Annotated in this window: 19 protein-coding genes; 11 read left to right on the top strand and 8 right to left on the bottom strand. The window is 70.5% G+C overall.

The window, feature by feature from the left end:
* Window position 1: 1 nt before the first annotated feature.
* From ACTWPW_RS04845 to ACTWPW_RS04830, 4 genes are all read right to left on the bottom strand, one after another.
* Window positions 2-1,291, bottom strand: coding sequence for a homoserine dehydrogenase (locus tag ACTWPW_RS04845; protein ID WP_443168054.1), 1,290 nt, complete (start codon window positions 1,289-1,291; stop codon window positions 2-4).
* Window positions 1,288-2,670: a diaminopimelate decarboxylase gene (gene lysA, locus ACTWPW_RS04840; RefSeq protein ID WP_375114890.1), complete on the bottom strand. Its 1,383-nt coding sequence runs from the start codon at window positions 2,668-2,670 to the stop codon at window positions 1,288-1,290. Before lysA ends, ACTWPW_RS04845 begins: the two co-directional genes overlap by 4 nt.
* 124 nt (window positions 2,671-2,794) lie before the next feature.
* Window positions 2,795-3,418, bottom strand: coding sequence for an anticodon-binding protein (locus ACTWPW_RS04835; RefSeq protein WP_443168053.1), 624 nt, complete (start codon window positions 3,416-3,418; stop codon window positions 2,795-2,797).
* Between the two features lie 10 nt (window positions 3,419-3,428).
* The gene (locus tag ACTWPW_RS04830; RefSeq protein WP_443168052.1) at window positions 3,429-5,273 is read right to left on the bottom strand and encodes a hypothetical protein; all 1,845 of its coding nucleotides are present in this window, start codon (window positions 5,271-5,273) and stop codon (window positions 3,429-3,431) included.
* 71 nt (window positions 5,274-5,344) lie between these two features.
* Between ACTWPW_RS04830 and ACTWPW_RS04825 the strand changes: the two genes are divergently transcribed.
* Both ACTWPW_RS04825 and treS read left to right on the top strand, forming a co-directional pair.
* Entirely contained in the window at window positions 5,345-6,979 is a 1,635-nt protein-coding gene (locus tag ACTWPW_RS04825; protein WP_443168051.1) for an asparagine synthetase B family protein, read from the top strand.
* 263 nt (window positions 6,980-7,242) lie between these two features.
* Window positions 7,243-8,952 (top strand): maltose alpha-D-glucosyltransferase, encoded by a 1,710-nt coding sequence (treS, locus tag ACTWPW_RS04820; protein WP_375114886.1) that lies wholly within the window; start codon window positions 7,243-7,245, stop codon window positions 8,950-8,952.
* Here the strand turns inward: treS and ACTWPW_RS04815 are convergent.
* The 3 genes from ACTWPW_RS04815 to ACTWPW_RS04805 are packed head-to-tail and all read right to left on the bottom strand — an operon-like array spanning window position 8,939 to window position 12,434.
* Window positions 8,939-11,206 carry an ABC transporter permease gene (locus ACTWPW_RS04815; protein WP_375114885.1) on the bottom strand — a complete coding sequence of 756 codons (2,268 nt, stop codon included), beginning with the start codon at window positions 11,204-11,206 and terminating at the stop codon, window positions 8,939-8,941. The genes treS and ACTWPW_RS04815 overlap by 14 nt on opposite strands.
* A complete protein-coding gene (locus ACTWPW_RS04810; protein ID WP_364114337.1) occupies window positions 11,203-11,931 on the bottom strand; it encodes an ABC transporter ATP-binding protein in 729 nt (242 codons plus the stop codon). The genes ACTWPW_RS04815 and ACTWPW_RS04810 overlap by 4 nt, the downstream gene beginning before the upstream one ends.
* The gene (locus ACTWPW_RS04805) at window positions 11,928-12,434 is read right to left on the bottom strand and encodes a PadR family transcriptional regulator (RefSeq protein ID WP_364114335.1); all 507 of its coding nucleotides are present in this window, start codon (window positions 12,432-12,434) and stop codon (window positions 11,928-11,930) included. Before ACTWPW_RS04805 ends, ACTWPW_RS04810 begins: the two co-directional genes overlap by 4 nt.
* Before the next feature lie 131 nt (window positions 12,435-12,565).
* Here ACTWPW_RS04805 and ACTWPW_RS04800 point away from each other — a divergent pair, with 131 nt between their 5' ends.
* The 9 genes from ACTWPW_RS04800 (at window position 12,566) to ACTWPW_RS04760 (ending at window position 22,139) form a co-directional block, all read left to right on the top strand.
* Window positions 12,566-13,813, top strand: a complete 1,248-nt coding sequence (locus ACTWPW_RS04800; protein WP_375114884.1) for an ABC transporter substrate-binding protein — start codon at window positions 12,566-12,568, stop codon at window positions 13,811-13,813.
* A 7-nt stretch (window positions 13,814-13,820) separates the two neighbouring features.
* Window positions 13,821-15,143, top strand: coding sequence for an ABC transporter substrate-binding protein (locus tag ACTWPW_RS04795; RefSeq protein WP_375114883.1), 1,323 nt, complete (start codon window positions 13,821-13,823; stop codon window positions 15,141-15,143).
* Between the two features lie 12 nt (window positions 15,144-15,155).
* Complete coding sequence (locus tag ACTWPW_RS04790) at window positions 15,156-16,532, top strand: ABC transporter permease (RefSeq protein ID WP_375114882.1); 1,377 nt, start codon at window positions 15,156-15,158, stop codon at window positions 16,530-16,532.
* Window positions 16,529-17,428, top strand: a complete 900-nt coding sequence (locus ACTWPW_RS04785; RefSeq protein ID WP_375114881.1) for a carbohydrate ABC transporter permease — start codon at window positions 16,529-16,531, stop codon at window positions 17,426-17,428. The genes ACTWPW_RS04790 and ACTWPW_RS04785 overlap by 4 nt, the downstream gene beginning before the upstream one ends.
* 84 nt (window positions 17,429-17,512) lie before the next feature.
* Window positions 17,513-18,916, top strand: coding sequence for a M1 family metallopeptidase (locus tag ACTWPW_RS04780; protein WP_443168050.1), 1,404 nt, complete (start codon window positions 17,513-17,515; stop codon window positions 18,914-18,916).
* A 70-nt stretch (window positions 18,917-18,986) separates the two neighbouring features.
* Window positions 18,987-19,664, top strand: coding sequence for a uracil-DNA glycosylase (locus ACTWPW_RS04775; protein ID WP_375114879.1), 678 nt, complete (start codon window positions 18,987-18,989; stop codon window positions 19,662-19,664).
* Window positions 19,665-19,674: 10 nt separating this feature from the next.
* Entirely contained in the window at window positions 19,675-19,995 is a 321-nt protein-coding gene (locus tag ACTWPW_RS04770; RefSeq protein ID WP_443168049.1) for a hypothetical protein, read from the top strand.
* A 134-nt stretch (window positions 19,996-20,129) separates the two neighbouring features.
* Window positions 20,130-20,420: an MTH1187 family thiamine-binding protein gene (locus ACTWPW_RS04765; RefSeq protein WP_375114878.1), complete on the top strand. Its 291-nt coding sequence runs from the start codon at window positions 20,130-20,132 to the stop codon at window positions 20,418-20,420.
* Window positions 20,421-20,543: 123 nt separating this feature from the next.
* Window positions 20,544-22,139 (top strand): FAD-dependent monooxygenase, encoded by a 1,596-nt coding sequence (locus tag ACTWPW_RS04760; RefSeq protein ID WP_443168048.1) that lies wholly within the window; start codon window positions 20,544-20,546, stop codon window positions 22,137-22,139.
* Window positions 22,140-22,262: 123 nt separating this feature from the next.
* Here the strand turns inward: ACTWPW_RS04760 and ACTWPW_RS04755 are convergent, their stop codons facing one another.
* Complete coding sequence (locus ACTWPW_RS04755) at window positions 22,263-22,913, bottom strand: hypothetical protein (RefSeq protein ID WP_375114876.1); 651 nt, start codon at window positions 22,911-22,913, stop codon at window positions 22,263-22,265.
* Window positions 22,914-22,954 lie beyond the last annotated feature (41 nt).

Genomic DNA, 22,954 nt, shown 5'->3' with positions numbered 1-22,954 from the left:
GCTATTCGTCGCCCTCCACGCGCATCACGCTCGCCACCGCGCGGACGATGTCCAGCTCGCGCAGGCCCTCCATGGTCGCCGACAGCGCGGCGTCCGTGGCGCGGTGGGAGACGATGACGAGCTGGGCGTCGTCGCCGTGGCCCTCCTGGCGGACGGTCTGGATCGACACGTCGTGCTTGGCGAACAGGTCGGCCACCCGGGCCAGCACGCCCGGCTTGTCGGCCACGTCGAGGGCCACGTGGCAGCGCGTGACGGTCTCGCCCATGGGGTGCACCGCCAGGTCCGCGTAGGTCGACTCCTCGGGACCGCGCGTCCCGGCCAGGCGGTTGCGGCCGACGGCCACCAGGTCGCCGAGCACGGCCGAGGCCGTGGGGGCGCCGCCGGCGCCCTTGCCGTAGAACATCAGCTGGCCCGCCGACTCCGCCTCCACGAAGACCGCGTTGTACGCCTCGCGCACCCCCGCCAGCGGATGCGAGCGCGGGATCATCGCCGGGTGCACCCGCACCCCGAACGAGCGGCCGTCGTCGGAGCGGGCGCAGATGGCCAGCAGCTTGATGACGTAGCCCATGGCCTTGGCCGAGGCCACGTCGGTGGCGGTGATCTCGGTGATGCCCTCCCGGTGCACCTCCTCGGCGCGCACGCGGCTGTGGAAGGCGAGCCCGGCCAGGATGGCGGCCTTGGCGGCGGCGTCGAAGCCCTCGATGTCGGCCGTCGGGTCGGCCTCCGCGTAACCGAGCGTCTGGGCCTCCTCCAGGGCGTCGGTGAAGGACGCGCCCGTGGAGTCCATCTTGTCGAGGATGTAGTTGGTAGTGCCGTTGACGATGCCGAGCACCCGCTTGACGCGGTCGCCGGCCAGCGACTCGCGCAGGGGGCGCAGGAGCGGGATGGCCCCGGCCACGCTGGCCTCGAAGTAGAGGTCGCCCTTGCCGTTCCTGGCCGCCTCGTGCAGGGTGGCGCCGTCCTCGGCCAGCAGCGCCTTGTTGGCGGTGACCACCGACTTGCCCCTGGACAGGGCGGCGACGATGAGCGAGCGGGCGGGCTCGATGCCGCCGATGACCTCGATCACGATGTCGATGTCGTCGCGGGTGACCAGGGACTCGGCGTCGGTGGTCAGCAGGGCGGGGTCGACCTCGACGTCGCGCTTGCGGCCCAGCCGGCGCACGGCCACCCCGGCCAGCTCCAGGGGAGCGCCGACGCGGGCGGCCAGGTCGTCGGCCTGCTCGTGCATGAGCCTGATGACCTGCGAGCCGACGACGCCGCAGCCCAGCAGGGCCACTTTCAGCGGTTTCACAGCTGCCCCCTCAACAAGTCGTCCTCGGTCTCACCCTGCACGATCACGCGCGAGACGCCGCCGGAGACGGCGACCACGGCGGGCCTGGGCAGGTAGTTGTAGTTGTTGGCCAGCGAGCGGCAGTAGGCGCCGGTCGCGGCCACGGCGATGAGATCACCGGGGGCCAGGTCGGCGGGCAGGTGGAAGTCCCGCACGATGATGTCGCCGCTCTCGCAGTGCTTGCCGACCAGGCGGCTGAGCATGGGCGCTGCGTCGCTGGCGCGGCTGGCCAGCACGGCGGTGTATTCGGCGCCGTAGAGCGCCGTGCGCACGTTGTCGCTCATGCCGCCGTCGACGCTCACGTAGGTGCGCAGGCCCTCGACGTCCTTGATCGTGCCGACCTCGTAGAGGGTGATGCCGCCGGTGCCGACGATCGTGCGGCCCGGCTCGACGGTCAGGCGGGGCACGGGCAGGCCCTCGTCCTCGCACACCTTGGTGACGATCTCGCGCAGGCCGTCGGCCAGCTCCTTGATGTCGGGCGCCTCGTCGCCCTCGACGTAGGCGATGCCGTAGCCGCCCCCGAGGTCGAGCTCGGGCAGCACCACGCCGTGCTCCTGCTTGATCTGGACGAGCAGCGTGGCCAGCCGCCGCGCGGCCACCTCGAACCCGGCCGTGTCGACGATCTGGGAGCCGATGTGCGAGTGCAGGCCGACGAGCTCGAGCTGCGGCAGGGCCAGGATCCGGCGTACGGCCTCCGCCGCCGCCCCCGTGCTCAGCGACAGCCCGAACTTCTGGTCGTCGTGGGCCGTGGCGATGAACTCGTGCGTGTGCGCCTCGACCCCGGTGGTCACCCTGATCATGACCTTGGGCCGCTTGCCGTGCTCCTCGGCGAGGTAGCCCAGCCTGGCGATCTCGTCGTACGAGTCGACCACGATGTGCCCGACCCCGGCCTCCAGCGCCCTGCGGAGCTCGGCCACCGACTTGTTGTTGCCGTGCATGGTGATGCGCTCGGGCGGGAAGCCGACGCTCAGCGCGACCGCCAGCTCGCCGCTGCTGGCGACGTCGAGCCCGAGGCCCTCGTCCTGCAGCCAGCGCACGATCTCCTTGCACAGGAACGCCTTGCCGGCGTAGTGGACCTCGGAGCCGGCGAACGCCGTGGCGTAGTCGCGCATGCGCGAGCGCACGTCGTCCTCGTCTACGACGTAGAGCGGCGTGCCGTGGTCGCGGGCCAGGTCGCGCACGTCCACGCCGCCGACCGTGAGCGAGCCATCGGTCCGGGTCGACGTTCGGGGCCAGATCGCGGGGTTGATCCGGTTGAGGTCGGCGGGCGCCAGCGGCGGGCGCTCGTGGGGCAGCATCTCGGCGTGCCGGTCCCCGGCGGGATGGGCGAATCGACTCACCCGATCGAGGCTATCGGAAGCGCCAGTACGCCATGACCGCGTGCCCACGTATCGAGACGCGATCAAGCCCACGAAGGGATATTTTTACGCTTTTTCGCCGTTTGGCCGAATATTTTGTGATCTATCACAAGCGATCGGGCCCTGGCAGCACGTCGCCCACCACCCGCGCCAGCCGCACGCGCGCGGTGTGCACGGGCCCCGGCTCCTCGTCCCCGACCGGCACGGCGGAGGCCCGCTCATGGGCGTCGTGGTACGCCAGCGCCAGCCGCAGGAGGTAACTCTCCCAGCCGGGCTCCCTGCTGCCCAGCCGCCCCGGCAGCTCGGCCAGCACCCTGAGCACCCGCCGGTGGCACGGATCGTCCAGCAACCCGGGCCGGAACCCGGCCTCCGGCACCCCCAGCTGCCGCGCCCACCGCCGCACGGCGCAAGCCCGCGCGTGCCCGTAGCGCACCACGAACCCGGGGTTGTCCCAGGTGCGCGGGAAGTCCGGCCACCCGGGCTCGAAGGGCACGCGTACGGGCTCTTCCTCCAGGAGCTCCCCGGGCTCGGTCACCACGATCCGCAGGAACCCCTTGCCCCGCACCTCCACGGAGGCCACCCCGTCGAGCGCCCGCACCCGCTCGGCGAGCGGCTCCGCGGGGACGCGCCGCCGCAGGGGGACCGCCGACACATACCGGGCCTCCCGCTCCCACGTCCCCTCGGGCACGGGCGGCTCCCCCAGCACCTCGGCCAGCTCCCCAGGCGTCACGGAGACGACCCTAGATGAGCGCGTGCGGCTCCGCGGAACCGTATTCGACCAGGTGGGCCGCGCCCAGGAGCCAGCGGTCCTCGTCGCGCACCCGTACGTAGCCGAACCGGTCCGCCGAGAAGACCTTGATGCCGTCCGTGCGGCACTGCCGCATGAGCACCTCGTCCCAGCCCTCGGTGAGGTCGGCGAAGCCGAGCTCCCGCAGGGCGTTACGCCTGGCCAGCAGGGTCGCGCCGGCGATCTCCGGGAGGTAGGAGTACTCGGCGTCCGGCTGCTTGAGCAGCGTGGCCTGGGGCTTGCGCAGGTGGGCGTAGAAGGCGGCCTTGCCGACGATGTCGGCGGTGCTGAACAGGAACGCCCGGCGCAGGTCCGACAGGTAGTGGGGGCCGTAGACGTCGCGCGGGTCCATGACCGCCACGAGGTCGGCCTCGCACAGGTCGATGCCCGCGTTGAGCATCGCGCCCTCGGTCATCCCGGCCGGCGGACGGCGGTAGACGACCTCCACGTCCGGCAGCACGTCGCGGGCGCGCAGCTCCGCCTCCGGCGGCCCGATGACGATGAGCTGGTCGACGCCCGACTGCCTGGCGACCTGCGCGAGCGCGTGCTCCATCAGGTAGGGGTCGAGGATCGGCAGCATCACGGAGGTGTTGAGGGTGGCGCGCGCGCTGGGCAGGCCGATCGCGTCGAGCAGCTCGTCGATGCGCTCGCTCATCGTCCCGATCGAGTACGCCCGCCGCAGCGCCACGTGCGCCCGCCGCGAGTCCGCCTCGGTGCCGATGGGCGTGCCGCAGGCGGCGATCTCGGTCAGCCGCCACTGGGGCGTGCCCGGCGGGCAGTCGGCGGCGGCGGGCCAGCGGTAGGAGGTCAGCACGTCGGGGTAGGACAGGTGGCCGGGCAGGAGCTGGTCGAGCGTGAGCACCCGATCGATGCGCCCCCCGGCCAGCGGCAGCGGGTTGTGCACCCGGGGCTGCACCCCGAACTGCAGCCGCGGCCAGGCCACGGTCATGTCCGTGGTGAAGCGGTGCTCGAACAGCTCGGCCGCCGCGGCGTACGCGGCCACGTCGCCCTGCGTGTGCCAGAAGACCGTGCGGATGCCGCGCTCGGCGCACCAGGCCAGCAGCGCCCTGAGGCCCTCGCCCGGCTCGCCGGTGATCTCCTCGGCCCACGGGCCCTGCGTGACGGACTCGACGACCAGCAGGTGGGGCACCTCAAGAGGGAGCACCCTGAAGAAGTCGCGGGGCGTGAAGCCGGTCGTCTGCCGCCACTCGTAGCGCAGCAGCGCCTCGACGTGCGGGTCGGCGATCACCGCGGCCGTCAGGTGCGGGCGCGTGTTGGGGCCGGTCGGCACCCGGAACGGCTTGAGCTTGAACGAGGCGCCCCCGAGCGTCCTGGTGGTGCTGGTGGCCTGGAACGCAGCCCCGGGGCGCTCCTCCTTGGCCTTGGCGGCGGCCACGGGCCTGCGCTTGGGCGCGGTGGGCCGCTTGACCGGCTTGGCGGCGCCCCTGAGGCCCCTGGCCAGCCGCACCGGGTTGCTCTTGCCGCTCTTGATGGCGTCGCCGAGGCGGTTCCAGCGGGCGACCTTGATGGAGGACAGCTTCCAGTTGGCCACCTCGGCCTGGAAGCGCTGCTCGGCCAGCTCCTTGCGCAGCCTGTCGGCGGCGGCCTGCTCGGCCTCGAGCCGCTCCTCGGCCTCGCTGAGCTGCTCGGCCAGTGTCCTGGCCTCCTCCGCGCTCTGCTCGGCCGCGGCCAGCCTGGCCTGCGCGGCGTCCAGCAGCCTGGCCAGCTCCGCGGCACGCCCGGCCTGGGAGATGGCCTCCCGCAACGCCCTGCGCGTGCTCTCAAGCTCAGTAGACAAGTGGACCTCCGCTCTCTCAGCCCGGCAAAGGATACTCTTTTGCGGGAAGCGTCTCGAAGGGATGAGATCCGGTGCAGTTCAACGTAAGGCCCTACATCTGTGGCGCTCTCGGCCGGATCGACACCGCCATGCTCGGCAAGCTGACCGCCGCCGGGCCAAAGGTCCGTCCGGCGTTGCAGACGGCCGAGGCGGCGCTGTTCAGCTCCACGCCGCTGCCGCCCTACCAGCGGGCCGACGGGTCGTTCGCGTTCGCCTGGGGCGAGCGCAGGCCCAAGGCCGCCGACGAGTGGATCTCCATCGCGGAGACGTACGAGACGCCGGGGCTGATCGGCGACGGGCGGCGGGTGACGCTGCACACGGGCGCGCTGGGCCTGGTGGACGTCTACTACGTGCACCACGGCGACGCGGTCTACTTCTCGTCCCTGATCCAGCCCCTGCTGAGCCTCGTGCCCATCGAGATCGACTGGTCGGCGTGGGCCTCGATCCTCCAGGTGACGTTCCCGCTGGGCGAGGCGACCCCGTACACCGGGGTCAGGCGGCTGCCGGGATCGAGCGCGCTGGTGTTCGAGCACGACCGGGTGGCCACCGAGCGAAGGCTGCCGCGCTGGCTGCGTACCGAGCCCTATGAGGCGTGGATCAGCCCCGGGGAGATCGTCGAGCTGCTGCACCGCGTCTACGACGACTACGACGGGCGCAAGCTGCTGGTGCCGGTCAGCGGCGGCTACGACTCGCGGCTGCTGGCGAGCGTCGCCAAGGCGCGTGGGGCGGACGTGGAGTCGTGGACGACCAGCCCCGACGACGGCACCGACACCGACATCGCGTTCGCCAGGTCGATCACCAGGGAGCTGGGCATCCCGCACCGGGTGATCACCCAGGACGCCGCCGACTACCCGGCCGACGCGGTGGAGGTGGCGCGCCGGCTCGAATACCTGACGCCGCACCACGCCTGGTACGCCCCCTTCGCCAAGGAGGTGCACGGCGCGGGCCGGATCCTGGTGGACGGGCTGGCCGGCGGGCCGCTGCTGAAGAACTTCATGGTCAGCGGGGCCGCGCTGGAGGCCAGGACGCAGGCCGAGCGCTCCGCGGCCGTGCTGGCCTCGCTGTCGCTCGGGCAGCCCGCGCAGCCGTTCCTGTCCAAGGCCGCGGCGCAGTGGATGGAGGAGACCGTACGCGAGCAGTTCGCGGCCGCCACCTCCATGCTCCACGGGCACCGGGCCGAGCTGTCGTTGTCGGTGCTGCACACCAGGACCGTGCGGGGCATCGCGCGCTCGGCGGTCAACCTGGTGGGGCCCGAGGCGTCGTTCGCGGCGCCGTTCATCCATCCGGAGTTCTTCGACGCCGCGCTTTCCGTCGGCGTGGCGCGCAAGGACAAGGGCCGCTTCTACCGCGAGGTGCTGCACGCGGCCAATCCCCGCGTCGCCGCGCTGCCGTCCACGAATGTCATCAAGCAGCCCCTTCAGCGGGTGCCGCTGCGGTCAACGGCGGGGCCTGCCCGAAATTATTCGCACCGCATGCTGGAGACCTTGGTGAACCGCGTGCCGGGGTTGTTGTCGGACGAGTTGCACGAGGTGGTCGCCGGCGGGCCGGACGCCCTGACCAGGTTCAACGGGTGGAACGACCGCTTCTGGGTGCGCGGTCTGGTGCTGTTCGGGCTCTGGCTGAACGACTTCGAGAACGACCTCTCGGACCTGGCCACACCTTTTTAGTGAACTCTGGGTAACAGGGCGATTACATACGGATCTCGCGGGTATTAACCGTCGCACAGCAGAAGCGGGTTCCGGAAAGCCAACGGGCTGGTAGTGTTCGGCCCGTAAGCGCCGCACAAACGGGCACCAGATCACAAATCCGGTCTCGTTCGAGGGCATGGAGTTCGCAGGGATGACGACTCCACGCGGCGCGGTCACCAGATAACAACGCCGGGGCAACCGGTGACTTCGTCCTGCCCACATCTCTTCCTGTGAGCGACATCATGATCAACGCATCCCCAACGCCGGAGCCGATCTCCGAGGCCTTCGTCTCGGAAGATCCGGCCTGGTACAAGCGGGCGGTGTTCTACGAGGTTCTCGTCCGGGGGTTCAAGGACTCCAACGGCGACGGCACCGGCGACCTGCGCGGTCTCATCGAGAAGCTCGGGTACCTCGAGTGGCTCGGCGTGGACTGCCTGTGGCTGCTGCCCTTGTACGAGTCGCCGCTGCGCGACGGCGGCTACGATATTTCGGACTATATGAAGATCCTCCCGGATTTTGGGGACTTGGGAGACTTCGTCCAACTGATCGAGGCGGCGCACGAGCGTGGCCTGCGGATCATCACCGACCTCGTGATGAACCACACCAGTGACCGGCACCCCTGGTTCCAGGCGTCCCGGCACGACCCCGAGGGGCCGTTCGGCGACTTCTACGTGTGGTCCGACCACCCCGGTGGCTATCCCGACGCGCCGATCATCTTCATCGGCGCCGAGGAGTCCAACTGGACCTACGACCCGGTGCGCAAGCAGTACTACTGGCACCGTTTCTTCCATCACCAGCCGGACCTGAACTATGACAACCCGGCGGTGCAGGAGGCCATGCTGGAGGTGCTGCGGTTCTGGCTGGACCTGGGCATCGACGGCTTCCGGCTGGACGCGGTCCCCTACCTGTTCGAGCGCGAGGGCACCGCGTGCGCCGGGCTGCCGGAGACGCACGCGTACCTGAAGAAGATCCGCGCGGAGGTGGACCGCCTCTACCCCGACCGGGTGCTGCTGGCCGAGGCCAACGGCTGGCCGGAGGACGTGGTCGAATACTTCGGCGACCCCACCACGGGCGGCGACGAGTGCCACATGGCCTTCCACTTCCCGCTGATGCCGCGCATCTACATGGCGGTCAAGAAGGAGACCCGCGAGCCGATCTCCGAGATCATGTCGCTCACGCCCAAGCTGCCGGAGACCGCGCAGTGGGGCATCTTCCTGCGTAACCACGACGAGCTCACGCTCGAGACGGTGACCGAGGAAGAGCGCGACTACATGCACAAGGAATATGCCAAGGACCCGCGCATGCGGGCCTACCTGGGCATCCGCCGGCGCCTGGCCCCGCTGCTGGACAACGACCGGGACCGGATCGAGCTGTTCACGGCGCTGCTGCTGTCGCTGCCGGGCTCGCCGGTGATCTACTACGGCGACGAGATCGGCATGGGCGACAACATCTGGCTGGAGGACCGCGACTCGGTCCGCACGCCGATGCAGTGGAGCCCCGACCGCAACGCCGGGTTCTCCTCGGCGGACCCGGGCCGCCTCTACCTGCCGGCCGTCATGGACCCGATCTACGGCTACCAGGCGGTCAACGTGGAGGCCCAGCAGCGCCACGAGGGGTCGCTGCTGCACTTCACCCGCAAGATGCTGGAGATCCGGCGCAGGCACCCGGTGTTCGGCATCGGGGCGTACACGGAAATGTGGTCGTCGAACCCGAGCGTGCTCACGTACGTGCGCGAGGACCGCGACGACGTGATGCTGTGCGTGAACAACCTGTCGAAGTTCCCGCAACCGGTGGAGCTGGACCTGCGCCGCTTCGAGGGCATGACGCCGGTCGAGGCGCGGGGCGGGGTGCCCTTCCCGTCGATCGGGGAGCTGCCCTACCTGCTCACGCTGCCGGGGCACGGCTTCTACTGGTTCGCGCTGAAGAAGCCGGAGACCCTCAGCGAGAGGTGACGGGCACCTGGGCACGGGCCGCGCGGCGCGCCGGGATGAGCGCGACGGCGAGGGCCGTGCCCACGGCAACCAGCACGGCCACCGTCAGCGTCATCGGCGACGGCGCGCGGCCGATGCCCGTGCCGACGCCGCTGGTGTGACCCTGCAGGTCGATCAGCCAGGTGACGACGGACACGCCCACCGCGGCGCCCACCCCCACACCCAGCACCACCAGCAACCCCGTGCCGGTCACGAGCGTGGCCATGACCTGGCGCGGGGTCAGCCCCATGGCCTTGAGCACGGCCAGGTCGAAGGCGTGGTCGCGCAGGCCCAGCGCGCTGGCGGTGAGCAGGTTGGCCAGGCCGATCAGGGTCAGTACGACGATCAGCGCCACGATCACCACCCTGATGACCGCCAGCCGGTCGGCCGGGTTGACCGCGGCCTGCACGTCCAGGCCCTCGCGCGACTCGGCCAGCAGCCGGCCGCTCACCTCGGCCCGGTCGGCGCCCGGCTTGAGTGCCAGCGCGTAGAACTCCGGCGGCACCGAGTCCTTGGCCGCCAGGCTGTCGAGCCCCACCGAGAGCACCTCGCCGTCCTGCTCGGGCTCGACGGTCCTGCCGACGATCCGGACGATCAGCGGGGTGCCGCCCACGGTGAGCCGCACCCGGTCGCCGATCTTGAGCCCGAGCAGGTCGAGCAGCCCCTGACCGGCGACCGCCTCGCCCTGACGGGTGTACATGCGGCCCTCGACCACGGGGAACGGGTACGGCTGCGTCGAGCTGCCGATCGCCCGCACCCTGACCGAACGGGCCTCACCCGGTGCCAGCGCGTTCACGTCGGTGCCCGGGTAGACGGAGGCCACGTCCCTGTCCCGCCGGACGGCCCGCTCCGCCTCCACGGCGTCCAGCTTGCCCGGCCGGACGTAGAGGGCGGCGTGCTGGCCCACCTGCTCCGGGTGGGCCAGGAAGTTGTCCAGCGTGGCCCACACGCCGAGCCCGATGGTGATCATCATCATCGGCACGGCCAGGCCGAACGCCGTCAGGAACGCCGGCACCCGGCGGGTGAAGGCGTCTCTGGTGCCCAGGACGAGGGCGGGCGGGAGGCGTACGAGGAGGGCCAGCCGGGCCAGCCTGGACAGGTGTCCGCGCGGTGGCGCGGAGGGCACGTCGGGGATCGGCGGCGTGCGGCCGCCCCGCCAGGCGGGGATCCCGACGGCGGCCAGCACCACCAGGGCCGTGCCCGCGACGATGGCCAGCACCGGGATCGGCGCCACCGAGGTCGCGCCGAGCATCGCCGCCATCACGCTCCAGCCGGCCAGGGCGCCGACCGCGACGCCCAGCAGCCCGAGCGCGCCGTGCTCGACCAGCAGCAGCAGCGCGACCTGGCCCCTGGTGAAGCCCATGGACTTGAGCGTGGCCAGGTCGCGGAGCTGGCCGAGCACCCGGCCACCGGCCGCGTTGGCCAGCGCGAGCGCGGCGGCCACGAGCCCGACCACGCCGAACAGCGCCAGCAGCGTGCCCAGCAGCCGGTTGTCCAGCTCCATGGCCGCCCTGACCTCGCGCCAGGTGTAGACGCGCTGGAGCCGGTCCTCCAGCATGACGACCACGCGCTGGGAGACGACCTGCGAGGCCTCCGGGTCGGCCAGGCGCAGCCCGGTCACCCACTCGCTGCGGCCGAGCATGGGCTCGACGCGGTCGAGCATGGCGGGCAGCACGTAGGCCAGGCCGGGTGTCCATTCGGGATAGAAGCCCTGGTCGGCGGTGTCGGCGATGCCGCGTACGTAGAGGGTGTGGCGCTCGCCGCTGAGCGCGATGATCGTGAGCGGCGCGCCGATCCTGAGCCCCAGAGCGGCCGCGAAGGAGCGCTCGACGACCACCCCGTCGGGCTGGGCGGGGTCGAGCCACCGGCCCTCGGCCACCACGGGATGCGCCACCTGCGGCGGCGCGGCCGGCATCGCGCGCAGCGCGGCCGGGTCCTTCCGGCCGTTCTGGGCCACGGTCACGGGCGCCGACCGGTAGGGGCCCGCGGTCTGCGTCACGCCGTCGATGTCGCCCAGGGCCACCTGGGGGCTGTGGTTGGTGTGCAGCCAGACGTGGGCACCGTCGGTCTGGGCGGACAGGCTCCGCCACGGGTTGGTGCCGTCTTCCAGCAGGGTCGCCGCGGTGATGAGCGCGGCCACGATCCCGGCCACGGCCAGCACGGTCAGCACCGCCTGGCCCTTCCTGGCCCGCAGATCGGCCTTGATCCACCGGCTCCCGGCCAGCGAAGCGCTCATCGGAGGTCGATCACCTCGCCGGCCGTACGGGTGCGGCGGCGCGCGATGCGCCCGTCGTCCACGATCTGCCCGTCGAACAGCGACACCAGCCGGTCGGCCAGGCTCGCCACGCGGGCGTCGTGGGTGACCATGACGATCGTCTGACCCTCCTTGTGGACCTTGCCGAGCAGGCTCAGCACGTCGCGCGTGTTGCGGCTGTCGAGGTTGCCCGTGGGCTCGTCGGCCAGCAGCAGGCTGGGCTGGTTGGCCAGCGCCCTGGCCAGCGCGACCCGCTGCTGCTCGCCGCCGGAGAGCTGGGCGGGGGCGGCGTCGGCCCGGTCGGTCAGGTTGAGCGCCGCCAGCAGGCTCTCCCGGCGCTCGCGGGCCACCTTGGGCGAGGCCCCGCCCAGCAGCGCGGGCAGCTCGACGTTGTCGCCGACGGTCATGTTGGCGACCAGGTTGAAGAACTGGAAGACGAACCCGATCTTCTTGCGCCGCAGCAGCGCCCACGCGCTCTCGGAGAGCGTGTCCACCCGCTTGTCGTCGAGCCAGATCTCGCCGCTGGTCCGGGCGTCGAGCCCGCCCAGCATGTGGACGAGCGTGGACTTGCCGGAACCGGACGGTCCCATGATCGCGACGAACTCGCCCGGCTCGACCTGCAGGTCCACGCCGCGCACGGCAGGCACGGGGACCGCACCATCCTGGTAGATTTTGACCAGATTGACCGTTTTCACAACCGCGCTCATGCCAGATCCTCCTGGCATCGCTCGAGCCAGTCAAGATCCGCCTGAAGGTGCAGCATGGCTCCCTCGATGAGCAGCATCGCGACCCGGTCGGTCGGCGGCGTGCGGGCGAGGAGGTCGTTGAGATCGCCCATGAGCGAAAGGTAGTGGCGGCGCTGCCGGCTGATCAGCGCCATCCGGTCGGCGATGCCGGTCAGCGGCGCGAGCACGAGCTTCATGAAGAACTCGTCGCGCACCCTGGGGCCCTCGGTCGGCTCGTCGACCCAGGTCATGAGCACGTCGCGGCCCTTGGCGGTCAGGTAGTAGACCTTCTTGTTGGGCCGGTTGGACTGCTCCACGTCCACGGCCCTGACCAGGCCGTCCTTCTCCAGCCTGCCGAGCGTGACGTAGATCTGCCCGATGTTGGGCGAGGGATAGGCGCTGCCGAAGGTCTGCTCCAGCGCCTGTTTGAGCTCGTAGCCGTGGGCCGGCTCCTTCGCCAGGAGCGCCAGCAGGTGAAGCCGCACCGCCCCACCTCCCCGCTCATGTTACGTAGGCGTTACGCAGTTTTCCGTTGACCTTCAGATTACAGGTGTGCATAACATGAATGCATCTACCTAACACGTATGTAAACCGAGTTGAACACGGAGGAAACAGGGTGCTTCGCCTGTTGCCGGTCCTTCTGGCCGTAACCCTGGCGGCCGGATGCGCGGCGGCGGGCGACGAGGGCGGCGGCGAGACGGGGACGGGCGGAACCGGGCCCATCACGTTCGCCACCGGACGCGACACCACGGCGTACCTGCAACCCCTGCTGGATCGCTGGAACCAGGCCCACCCGGCCGAGAAGGTGACGCTGCTGGAGCTGCCCGAGGCCGCGGACGAGCAACGCGCTCAGATCGCGGCCAACCTGCAGGCCCGGAGCAACCGCTACGACGTGCTCGGGCTCGACGTGGTGTGGACCGCCGAATTCGCGGAGAACGGCTGGATCATCCCCCTGGAGCGCGGGTTGTTCCCGCTCGACAGGTTCCTGCCGCCGGTCGTGGAGACGGCGATCTACAAGGACAAGCTCTGGGCCGTCCCGTACACGAGCAACGCGGGGCTGCTCTACTACCGGACCGACCTGGTCAAGAAGCCGCCACAGACGTGGGCCGAGCTTCGCGACCAGTCGCGTGAAATACGGAAAAAACACAACATAGGAGGCTATGCCGGGCAGTTCCTGGCCTACGAGGGGCTCACGGTCAACTTCTCCGAGGCCGTGCAGTCGGCCGGGGGGCAGATCGTCAGCCACGACGGCACCGAGGTGGCCCTCGACCCCGCCAAGGCCGAGATCGCGCTCGACTTCCTGCTCCAGGGGCTGCGGGAGGGCTGGATCCCCAAGGAGTCGCTGAGCTACAAGGAAGAAGAGTCCCGCCTGGCCTTCCAGGAGGGCGAGCTGGCCTTCGCCCGCAACTGGCCGCACGCGTACGGACCGGCCAAGGCCGAGCTGGGCGACAAGCTGGGTGTGACCCGGCTGCCCGGCCTCGACGGGCCCGGCTCCAGCACGCTGGGCGGCGCGAACCTGGCGATCAGCGCCTACTCCAAGCACCAGCACACCGCCCAGGAGTTCATCCGCTATTTCACGAGCCTGGAGAACGAGCGCCGGGTCCTCACCGAGGGTTCGTTCCCGCCCGTGTGGACCGAGCTCTACGACGACCCCGACCTCATCAAGCGCTTCCCCTACCTGCCCGTGCTCAAGGAGAGCATCCTCGCCGCCAAGGCACGGCCGGTGAGCGCCAACTACAACCAGCTGAGCCTGGTGATCGCCAGCTCGGTCGCCAAGGCGCTCGGCAGTCCCTCCCCCGAGGCCGCCGCCGATGTCGCGGCCTCCATGAAGTCCGAACTCGAAGAAATCATCAGAACCCAGTGAGGCAGCCATGCGAAAAGGCAGTGCAGCAGCGATCCTGGCCGGGCTCGCGGTAGCCGTCGCCGCCTGCGGTAACGCGCCGACGACGACCGAGCCCACCGCGTCGCAGTCGGCGCCGGCGTCCGGCGCCGCCAAGACGCTCCAGGGCGTGAAGCTCGAGGTAGCCGCCAAGTGGACCGGCGCCGAGCAGAAGAACTTCGAGCAGGTGCTCAAGGCTTTCTCCGACAAGACGGGCGCCGAGGTCACGTACGCCTCCACCGGTGAGGACACCGGCGCCTACCTCGGCCCGCGCATCCAGGGCAAGAACCCGCCCGACGTCGCGATCCTGCCGCAGCCGGGCCTGGTGCAGCAGTACGTCGACCAGGACGCGCTCAAGCCGCTGACCCCCGAGGTCACCAAGGAGATCGACGCCAACTACACGCCGTACTGGAAGGAGCTCGGCTCCGTCGAGGGCCAGGTGTACGGCGTGCTGGTCAAGGCCGCGCACAAGTCGCTGGTCTGGTACCGGTCGCAGGCGTTCGAGGACGCGGGCGTGCAGCCCCCGACCAACTGGGACGAGCTGGTCAAGGCCGCGCAGACGATCGCCGACTCCGGCACGCCGCCGTTCTCGTTCTGCGGCGCCTCCGGCTGGACGCTGACCGACCTCTTCGAGAACGTCTACCTGTCCACCGCGGGGCCGGAGAACTACGACAAGCTCTCCAAGCACGAGATCCCGTGGACCGACCCCACCGTGGCCACGGCGCTGGAGAAGATCCAGCAGATCGCGGCCAAGCCGGAGTTCCTGGTCGACGGCACTTCGGGCACCATGCAGACCGACTTCCCCACCTGCGTGAGCAAGGTCTACGGCACGGACAAGGCCGCCATGGTCATCGAGGCCGACTTCGTGGCCGTCGAGGCCGACCAGTCGGGCGCCAAGCTCGGCGAAGAGGCGAAGTACTTCCCGTTCCCCAAGGCCGGTGACACCGCTCCGGTCGTGCTCGGCGGCGACGTGGCCGTGGCCATGAAGGACTCCCCCGGCGCCATGGCGCTGGTGCAGTTCCTGGCCTCCAAGGAGGGCGGCGAGATCTGGGCCAAGCTCCCCGGCTACCTGTCGCCCAACAAGAACGTCTCCCCCGACAACTACCCGGACGAGCTGACCAAGCAGCTCGGCCAGACGATCGTCTCGGCCGGCGACGCTGTCCGCTACGACATGTCCGACCTGGCGCCGAGCGCGTTCGGCGGCACCGACGGCAAGGGCGAGTGGAAGGTGCTGCAGGACTTCCTGCGCGACCCGAGTGACGTCAAGGGCACCCAGACCGCTCTCGAAGCCGAGGCCAAGAAGGCCTGGAAGTAAAGAGGTAAGGCCGTGACCGAACGGTTGGACGGCCGGCAGGATCCGCCCGCGGAGATCGCGGGCGGGCCCTCGACCGGACCGGCTGATACCCCCCGTACGAGAAGACGCCTCGGCCCCTCGCCGGCGGTCGCCATCGCCTTCCTCCTCCCGGCGGCGCTGCTGCTGGGCATCTGGGTGGTCTATCCGATCGTCTACTCCATCTTCCGGAGCCTGTTCGACTCGGCGGGCGACGGATTCGTGGGGCTGGGCAACTACATCTCGATCTTCACCGATCAGGGCATGCTCACCACGATCCGCAACAACCTCATCTGGGTGGTCGTCGCGCCGATCGTGGTCACCACGCTGGGCCTGATCTTCGCGGTGCTCACCGAGCGCATCAAATGGGCGACGGCGTTCAAGCTGATCGTGTTCATGCCGATGGCCGTCTCGCTGATGGCGGCCGGCGTCATCTTCCGCCTCGTCTACGAGGAGAACCCGGACCGGGGCCTGGCCAACGCCGTCCTCACCACCGTCCACGACACGTTCTCCTCCGCTCAGGGCTACCCGGAGGCCCGGCCGCGCGAGGGCGACCAGTCGCCGGTCGCCACCCAGGACGGCGCGGTCGTCACCAAGCAGCCCGCCCAGGCGGGCCAGCCGGTGCTGATCCCGATCGTGGGCGTCAAGCCGGACGTCATGCCGCCCAGCGCCCAGACGGCGCGGCCCCCGGCGGCGGGGACCGGTCTGTCCGGGGTCGTGTGGTTCGACTTCACGCCGGGCGGCGGCGGGCAGAGCGGCGCGGTGGACGGCACCGAGAAGGGCCTGCCCGGCATGACCGTCGAGGCGGTCCAGAACGGGCAGGTCGCCGAGACGACCACGACGGCCGACGACGGCTCGTTCCGCTTCGACGGCCTGCCCGCGGGCTCCTACGTCGTACGGCTCCCGCAGGCCAACTTCGAGGCCTCCTACGGCGGGCTGACCTGGCTCGGCCCGACGCTCATCACCCCCGCGATCATCGGCGCGTTCGTCTGGGTCTGGGCCGGGTTCGCCATGGTGCTGATCGCGGCGGGCCTCGCGGCGATCCCGCGGGACGCGCTTGAGGCGGCCCGCATCGACGGCGCCACGGAGTGGCAGGTGTTCCGCAGGATCACGGTGCCGCTGCTGTCGCCGGTGCTGCTCGTCGTCTTCGTGACGATGATCATCAATACGCTGAAGGTGTTCGACCTTGTCTTCATCATCGCGCCGGCCTCGGTCCAGCCGCAGGCGAACGTGGTCGCGCTGGAAATGTGGCGCGTGTCGTTCGGCGGCGGGAACAACCAGGGCCTGGGCAGCGCGCTGGCCATCTTCCTGCTCATACTGGTCCTCCCCTTCATGATCATGAACATCCGCAGGTTCAGGAGGGAAGACACATGACCACGGCAACGGCTACGGCGCCGACCGGGCTGGAGTCCGGAACGCCGCGCAGGGGCCTGGCGAGCAGGATCGTCGATCGCATCGGCAGCGGCACAGTCCAGGTGATCATGGTGCTGCTGGGCCTGTTCTGGCTGGTGCCCACGCTGGGCCTGCTGGTCGTCTCGATGCGCACCACGCAGGTCAACAACGCCGAGGGCTGGTGGACGGTCTTCACCAAACCGGCCGAGCTGACCATCCAGAACTACGCCAACCTGCTGGGCAGCGGCTTCACCGCGTCCTTCTGGAACACCGTGCTGATCACGGTGCCGACCACGCTCCTGGTGATCGGCATCGCGGCGATGGCGGGCTACGCGTTCGCCTGGATGGACTTCCCCGGCCGGGACCTGTCCTTCCTGGTCGTCGTCGGGCTGCTGATCGTGCCGATCCAGATCGCGCTGATCCCCGTCGCCTCCCTCTACGGTGGGGCCGGGATCTTCGGCTCGATCGCCGGGGTGGTGCTGTTCCACGTGGCGTTCGGCCTGCCGTTCGCGATCTTCCTGCTCCGGAACTTCTTCGTCGGCATCCCGTCCTCGCTGCTGGAGGCGGCGCGCATGGACGGGGCGTCGGAGTGGAAGATCTTCGTGTCGGTGGTCTTCCCGCTGGGCAAGCCCGCCATCGCCTCGCTGGGCATCTTCCAGTTCCTGTGGGTGTGGAACGACATGCTCATCGCGCTGGTCTTCGCCGACACCGGCAACCAGCCGATGACCAAGTATCTGCAGTCTCAGATGCGGCAGTTCGGGTCGAACGTCGACATCCTGTCGTCCGGCGCGTTCATGTCGCTGATCATCCCGCTGATCCTGTTCTTCGCGTTCCAGCGGTACTTCGTGCAGGGCATGATGTCCGGCTCCGTGAAGTAGGTGAGCTGACGGGCGCCCGCCTTCCCGAGGGGGGCATGCGGGCGCCCGCCGTAACGCCTGGTCATGTGTATTCGATGATTCTTCATGAAGCGTCTCCTCGCCCTCACCGCAGCAGCCTTCATCTCGTTACCCCTCACTCCTGCCCCAGCCATCGCCACTGCCACCGACCCCGCCGCCCTGTCGCACGGCACGCCGGGCGCCCCGGGCGCCGGTGACCCGTATTTCCCCGACCAGGGCAACGGCGGCTACGACGCCGGCCACTACGACCTCTCGCTCGACTACGAGCCCTCCTCCGGGCGCCTGACCGGCGTCGCGCGGATCTCCGCCCGGGCCACGCAGGAGCTGAGCCGCTTCAACCTCGACCTCGTCAGCACGCTGTCCGTGCGGTCCGTGACGGTGGACGGCCGGACTGCCTCCTACACGCAGGGCGGCTCCGAGCTGGTGGTCACCCCCGCCAGGGCGCTCGGCGCGGGCCGCGGCTTCACGGTCGTGATCAGGTACGACGGCCGCCCCGTCCACGTCGTCGACCCCGACGGCTCCGTGGACGGGTGGATCAAGACCAGCGACGGCGTGTACAACGCCAACGAGCCCCAGGGCGCGATGACCTGGTTCCCCGGCAACCACCACATGACCGACAAGGCCACCCACCGGTTCACGGTGACCGTGCCGAGCACCCGGGTCGCGGTGGCCAACGGCGACCTGGTGGCCAAGGTGCCGAAGGGCGGGCGGACGACGTACGTGTGGGACTCCCGTGAACCGATGGCCAGCTACCTGGCCACGGTGTCGATCGGGAAGTTCGAGCTCGCCGACTCCCGGATCGGCGGCCACCGGGTGACCACCGCCGTGGATCCCAAGCTGGCCGGCGACGCCGCGGGCTTCCCCGATCGGCATCCTCCGGTGCTCGACTACTTCAGCTCGATCTTCGGCCCGTACCCGTTCTCCTCGACCGGCGGGATCGTGGACCACGCGCCGGAGGTCGGCTACGCGCTGGAGACGCAGACCCGGCCCATCTACCCGCGGGTGCCCAGCGAGTCGCTGCTCGCCCACGAGCTGGCCCACCAGTGGTTCGGCAACTCGGTGACGCCGACGTTGTGGCGCGACATCTGGCTCAACGAGGGCTTCGCCACGTACGCCGAGTGGCTGTGGGCCGACAAGCTCGGCACCCGTACCGTGCAGGCCGCCTTCGACCAGGCGTACGCGACGGCGGCCGAGGACGAGTTCTGGCAGACCCCGACCGCCGACCCGGGCGGCCCGGAGAACCTCTTCCACGACCCCGTCTACGACCGCGGCGCGATGACCCTGCACGTGCTGCGGCGCGAGGTGGGCGACGACGCGTTCTTCGCGATCCTGCGGGCGTGGGCGGGCGAGCACAAGTACGGCAACGCCGACACCGCCGCCTTCATCGCCCTGTCGGAGCGCGTGTCGGGCAGGCAGCTCGACGCCCTCTTCGACGCCTGGCTCTTCAAGCCCGGCAAGCCGTCGTTGTGATCATTCTGGTACGGCTTGGGACCGACGTTTCGGCCGCAAGCCGTACCAGACCTGGCTAAGCTCAACGGCCATGGCCGGTCTTCCACTGAACGAAGTCGTCGAAGCCGGATGGGCCCGTGCACTGGAGCCCGTCTCCGAGCAGATCTCCCAGATGGGCGACTTCCTGCGCAAGGAAATCGCCGAAGGCAGGCAATACCTGCCGGCCGGCGCGCACGTGTTGCGTGCGTTCAACCAGCCCTTCGACGAGGTCAAGGTGCTGATCGTGGGCCAGGATCCCTACCCCACCCCGGGGCACCCCGTCGGGCTGTCGTTCTCCGTGGCCCCCGATGTGCGCCCGCTGCCGGGCAGCCTGGTCAACATCTACAAGGAGATGGAGAGCGACCTCGGCCTGCCCCGGCCCGCCAACGGCGACCTGACGCCGTGGGCCGAGCAGGGCGTCCTGCTGCTCAACAGGGTGCTCACCGTGATGCCCGGCAAGCCGGCCTCCCACCGTGGCAAGGGCTGGGAGCAGGTCACCGAGCAGGCCATTCACGCCCTCGTGGCGCGTGCCAAGCCGATGGTGGCGATCCTGTGGGGCCGCGACGCGCGCAACCTGGCGCCCATGCTGGGCAGCGTGCCGCGCGTCGAGTCCGCCCACCCCTCCCCGCTGTCGGCGCGCAGCGGCTTCTTCGGCTCGCGGCCGTTCAGCCGCGCCAATGAACTGCTGATCCAGCAAGGCGCCGCACCTGTCGAGTGGAAGCTGCCCTAGCATCGTCGCCATGAGTGATGAACCGAAGTTCCTGCGTCTCACGGTCGAGCTGACCGTCGAGGTGCTCGACATGGACGCGCTGCAGGCGGCGGCGCTGGCTGAGATCAGGCACCCCGACGCCGATCTCACCGAAGAGGAGCGCACGGAGCAGGCCGAGCTGGTCTCCTCCGACGACAGCGGCGCCTCCGCGCTGCAGTGGCTGATCGAGCCCGACCACGTGCTGCAGCTCGTCGACCACATCACCGAGATCGAGCCTCGCGAGGCCGTGCTCGGTGTGGAGCCCTCCGAGGGGCCGAGCGAGGAAGAGGACGACGAGCACGAGCACCACTGACACACGGCGGCGGCCACGGCGTTCTCCTGCGTCGTGGCTTTTCGCTGTCCTGACCCCGGTGCCGGACACCTCACACCGGTGAAGATCGCGCTGGTTAGGATCGGAACCCTCCGGCCAACGCGAGAGGACATCCGATGATCGTCGCATTCTCTATCACCCCGCTGGGCGTCGGCGAAGGGGTCGCCGAGCCCGTCGCCCGCGCCGTCAAGGTCGTCCGCGAGAGCGGGCTGCCCAACCGGACGGACGCCATGTTCACCACGGTCGAGGGCGAGTGGGACGAGGTGATGGACGTGGTCAGGCGGGCCGTGGACGCCGTGGCCGAGGTCGCTCCCCGGGTAAGCCTGGTGCTGAAGGCCGACCTGCGGCAGGGCGTCACCGACGGCATGACGTCTAAGCTCGAATCCCTGGAGCGCCACCTCCCCTGAACCCTCTGCCCCCAGGGGCCCCTCTCGCCAAATTCGAGATATATCTTGACCACCTACGAGGACGCGACATATCGTGTCTATCGTCACTGACGCGATAGTACGCGTTCTCGGAGGTGGGGTCCAATGGAGCAAGAGCGAGTGCCGGTCCTGGTGGTCGGCGGCGGTTACGCGGGGCTGAGCGCCGCGACCCTGCTGGCCTGGCGCGAGGTGCCCGTCATGCTGGTCGAGCGGCACCCGAGCACCTCCGTCCAGCCCAAGGCGTTCGGGGTCGGCCCGCGGGCGGTCGAGCTGCTGCGGCCGGTGCCGGGGATCGAGGATCAGCTCGCGGGCATCTGGGCGGGCATCGGCGAGAACATGCGCATCGCCATCGCCAAGGACCTGGCCGACCCCGATCCGCACATGATCATCAGTGACGAGAAGGAGGAGTTCGCCTTCCTGGCCGGCCTCACGCCCGCCGCGATGGTCGGCGCGCCCCAGGCCGAGATCGAGCAGGTGCTGCGGGTCAAAGCCGAGGAGCTGGGCGCCGACCTGCGCTTCTCCACCGAGCTGGTCTCGCTGGAGCAGGACGAGGACGGCGTGACGGCGTGGATCCGCGGCAAGGACGGCGACCGGCTCGTGCGGGCCGACTACGTGGTGGCCGCCGACGGCTACCGCAGCCCGCTGCGGCAGTCCCTCGACGTGCCCACCTCGGGCGTGGGCGAGGTGGGCCAGATGTGCTCGATCATGTTCGACGCCGACCTGTCCGGGCTGGTCCGGGAGCGCGAGGTCACGCTCTGGTACCTGCAGAACGAGTCCTTCACCGGCGTGATCGTGACCGGCACCGGGGTCGGGGCGCACGTGCTCGGCGTCAACCTCGCCCCGGGCCAGAGCGCGGCCGACTTCACCGGTGAGCGCTGCGTCGAGCTCGTACGCCGGGGGACGGGCCGGCCCGACCTGGACGTGCGGGTGCTCGACAAGGCGACGTTCGGGATCGCGCACGTGCTCGCGGGGTCGTACCGGGCGGGGCGGGTGTTCTTCGCCGGGGACGCGGCCCACACCATGCCGCCCACCGGGGGGCAGGGCGGGAGCACGGCGCTCCAGGACGGGTGCGACCTGGCCTGGCGGCTGTGGCTGGTGCTCACGGGGCAGGCCGGGCCGGACTTCCTGGACACGTACGACGCCGAGCGCCGGCCGATCGGGGCGCTGACGGCCGACGCGCAGCTCGCCAACCTCGGGGCGCGCATGCCGCCCGCGGCCCGGGTCGGCTATCCGGAGCCGCTCGAGGACCAGGTGGGGGCGCTGCTCGGGCACCGGTACCACTCCACGGCGATCCTCGACGAGCCCGGCGACGACGGGTCGATCCTGGAGGATCCGCGCGTGCCGACCGGACGTCCCGGCAGCCGGGCCCCGCACGTCGTGCTCGACTGGGACGGGCAGCGCATCTCCACCATCGACCTGTTCGGCACCGGCTTCGTGCTGATGGCGGCCAAGCAGTCGGGTCAGGTGTGGATGGACGCGGGCAGGCTGGTCAAGGAGCGGCTCGGGGTGGAGCTCACCCGGCTGCTGGTGGACGACGAGCTGCTGGACGTGGAGGGGCGGTTCCTGGAGCGGTACGGCGTCAGCGGGGGCGGCGCCGTACTGGTGCGGCCGGACGGGTACGTGGCCTGGCGCTCACCCGAGCCGGACCCGGACCCGGTGGAGACGCTGGACCGCGTCCTGCGCCGGATCCTCAGCCGCTGACCAGCCGGGGCGGGGCGGCCGATGCTGACTCGGGGGGCGGGGCGGCAAGGCTGACCCGGCCGGGGGGCGGGGCGGCAACCACTCGGGCACCGCCCCGCCCCGTCCCCTCCCGTCTGCGGTTTCTCAGCCGAGCAGCAGTTCCTCGCGCCGGGCGCACAGCCTGTCCCGCATGCGGCCCAGCTCCCGGCGGCGCTCCTCCAGCCGCTCCACCACCTCCGCGACCTCGCCACCGCTGTCGCCGCCGGCCACGCCGCCCGTGGCTCCCGGCGGCACGGTCATGCCGAGCGCCCGGACCTCCCGGGCGAACCCGACCGCGGCCTCCTCCCGGCCTCCGGCCGTCGCCTCTTCGCCGCCTCCGGCCGCCGCCTCCTGGGGCCCTGGGCCGTCCAGGATCGCGAGCCCGGCCGCCGTCGCACGCTCCCTGGCCGGCAGCTCCACGTCGAGCTCGGCCAGCAGCCGCCGGATCTCCAGCAGCTCGGCGCCCCGCGGATCGGCCGAGCCGGTCAGCCGGCGCTCCTCGCGTACCAGGAGTTCCTCGTAGAGCTCCTTGGCCGGCCCCACCTCGGCCAGCTCCCGCTCCACCGCCGCGAGCACGATCGTGTACGCCCCCAGCCGGGCCTCCTCCATGGCCACGTGCTCCGGATCCCACACCCCGGCCGCGTCGAGCTCCCGCCGGGCCTCCCGCATCAGGCCGGTGATCGCCGTGCGGCGCTCGTTCAGCTCCTCCCAGCGACGCGCCCGCAGGCGCGCCGTGTGCAGATCTTCATCGATCATCTCAAACGGGATCACGACCCTTTGACGGGCTAACGACCTCA

It is taken from the genome of Nonomuraea sp. KM90, assembly GCF_052246675.1.
Lineage (GTDB): Bacteria > Actinomycetota > Actinomycetes > Streptosporangiales > Streptosporangiaceae > Nonomuraea.
This window is presented reverse-complemented; position numbering and strand designations above follow the sequence as displayed.

Coding starts and splice junctions, on each gene's coding strand:
- ACTWPW_RS04765 (WP_375114878.1), top strand. CDS start 20,130: ATGATCGTCGCATTCTCTATCACCCCGCTGGGCGTCGGCGAAGGGGTC.
- ACTWPW_RS04755 (WP_375114876.1), bottom strand. CDS start 22,913: ATGATCGATGAAGATCTGCACACGGCGCGCCTGCGGGCGCGTCGCTGG.
- ACTWPW_RS04760 (WP_443168048.1), top strand. CDS start 20,544: ATGGAGCAAGAGCGAGTGCCGGTCCTGGTGGTCGGCGGCGGTTACGCG.
- ACTWPW_RS04815 (WP_375114885.1), bottom strand. CDS start 11,206: ATGAGCGCTTCGCTGGCCGGGAGCCGGTGGATCAAGGCCGATCTGCGG.
- ACTWPW_RS04785 (WP_375114881.1), top strand. CDS start 16,529: ATGACCACGGCAACGGCTACGGCGCCGACCGGGCTGGAGTCCGGAACG.
- ACTWPW_RS04775 (WP_375114879.1), top strand. CDS start 18,987: ATGGCCGGTCTTCCACTGAACGAAGTCGTCGAAGCCGGATGGGCCCGT.
- ACTWPW_RS04795 (WP_375114883.1), top strand. CDS start 13,821: ATGCGAAAAGGCAGTGCAGCAGCGATCCTGGCCGGGCTCGCGGTAGCC.
- ACTWPW_RS04810 (WP_364114337.1), bottom strand. CDS start 11,931: ATGAGCGCGGTTGTGAAAACGGTCAATCTGGTCAAAATCTACCAGGAT.
- ACTWPW_RS04770 (WP_443168049.1), top strand. CDS start 19,675: ATGAGTGATGAACCGAAGTTCCTGCGTCTCACGGTCGAGCTGACCGTC.
- ACTWPW_RS04780 (WP_443168050.1), top strand. CDS start 17,513: ATGAAGCGTCTCCTCGCCCTCACCGCAGCAGCCTTCATCTCGTTACCC.
- treS (WP_375114886.1), top strand. CDS start 7,243: ATGATCAACGCATCCCCAACGCCGGAGCCGATCTCCGAGGCCTTCGTC.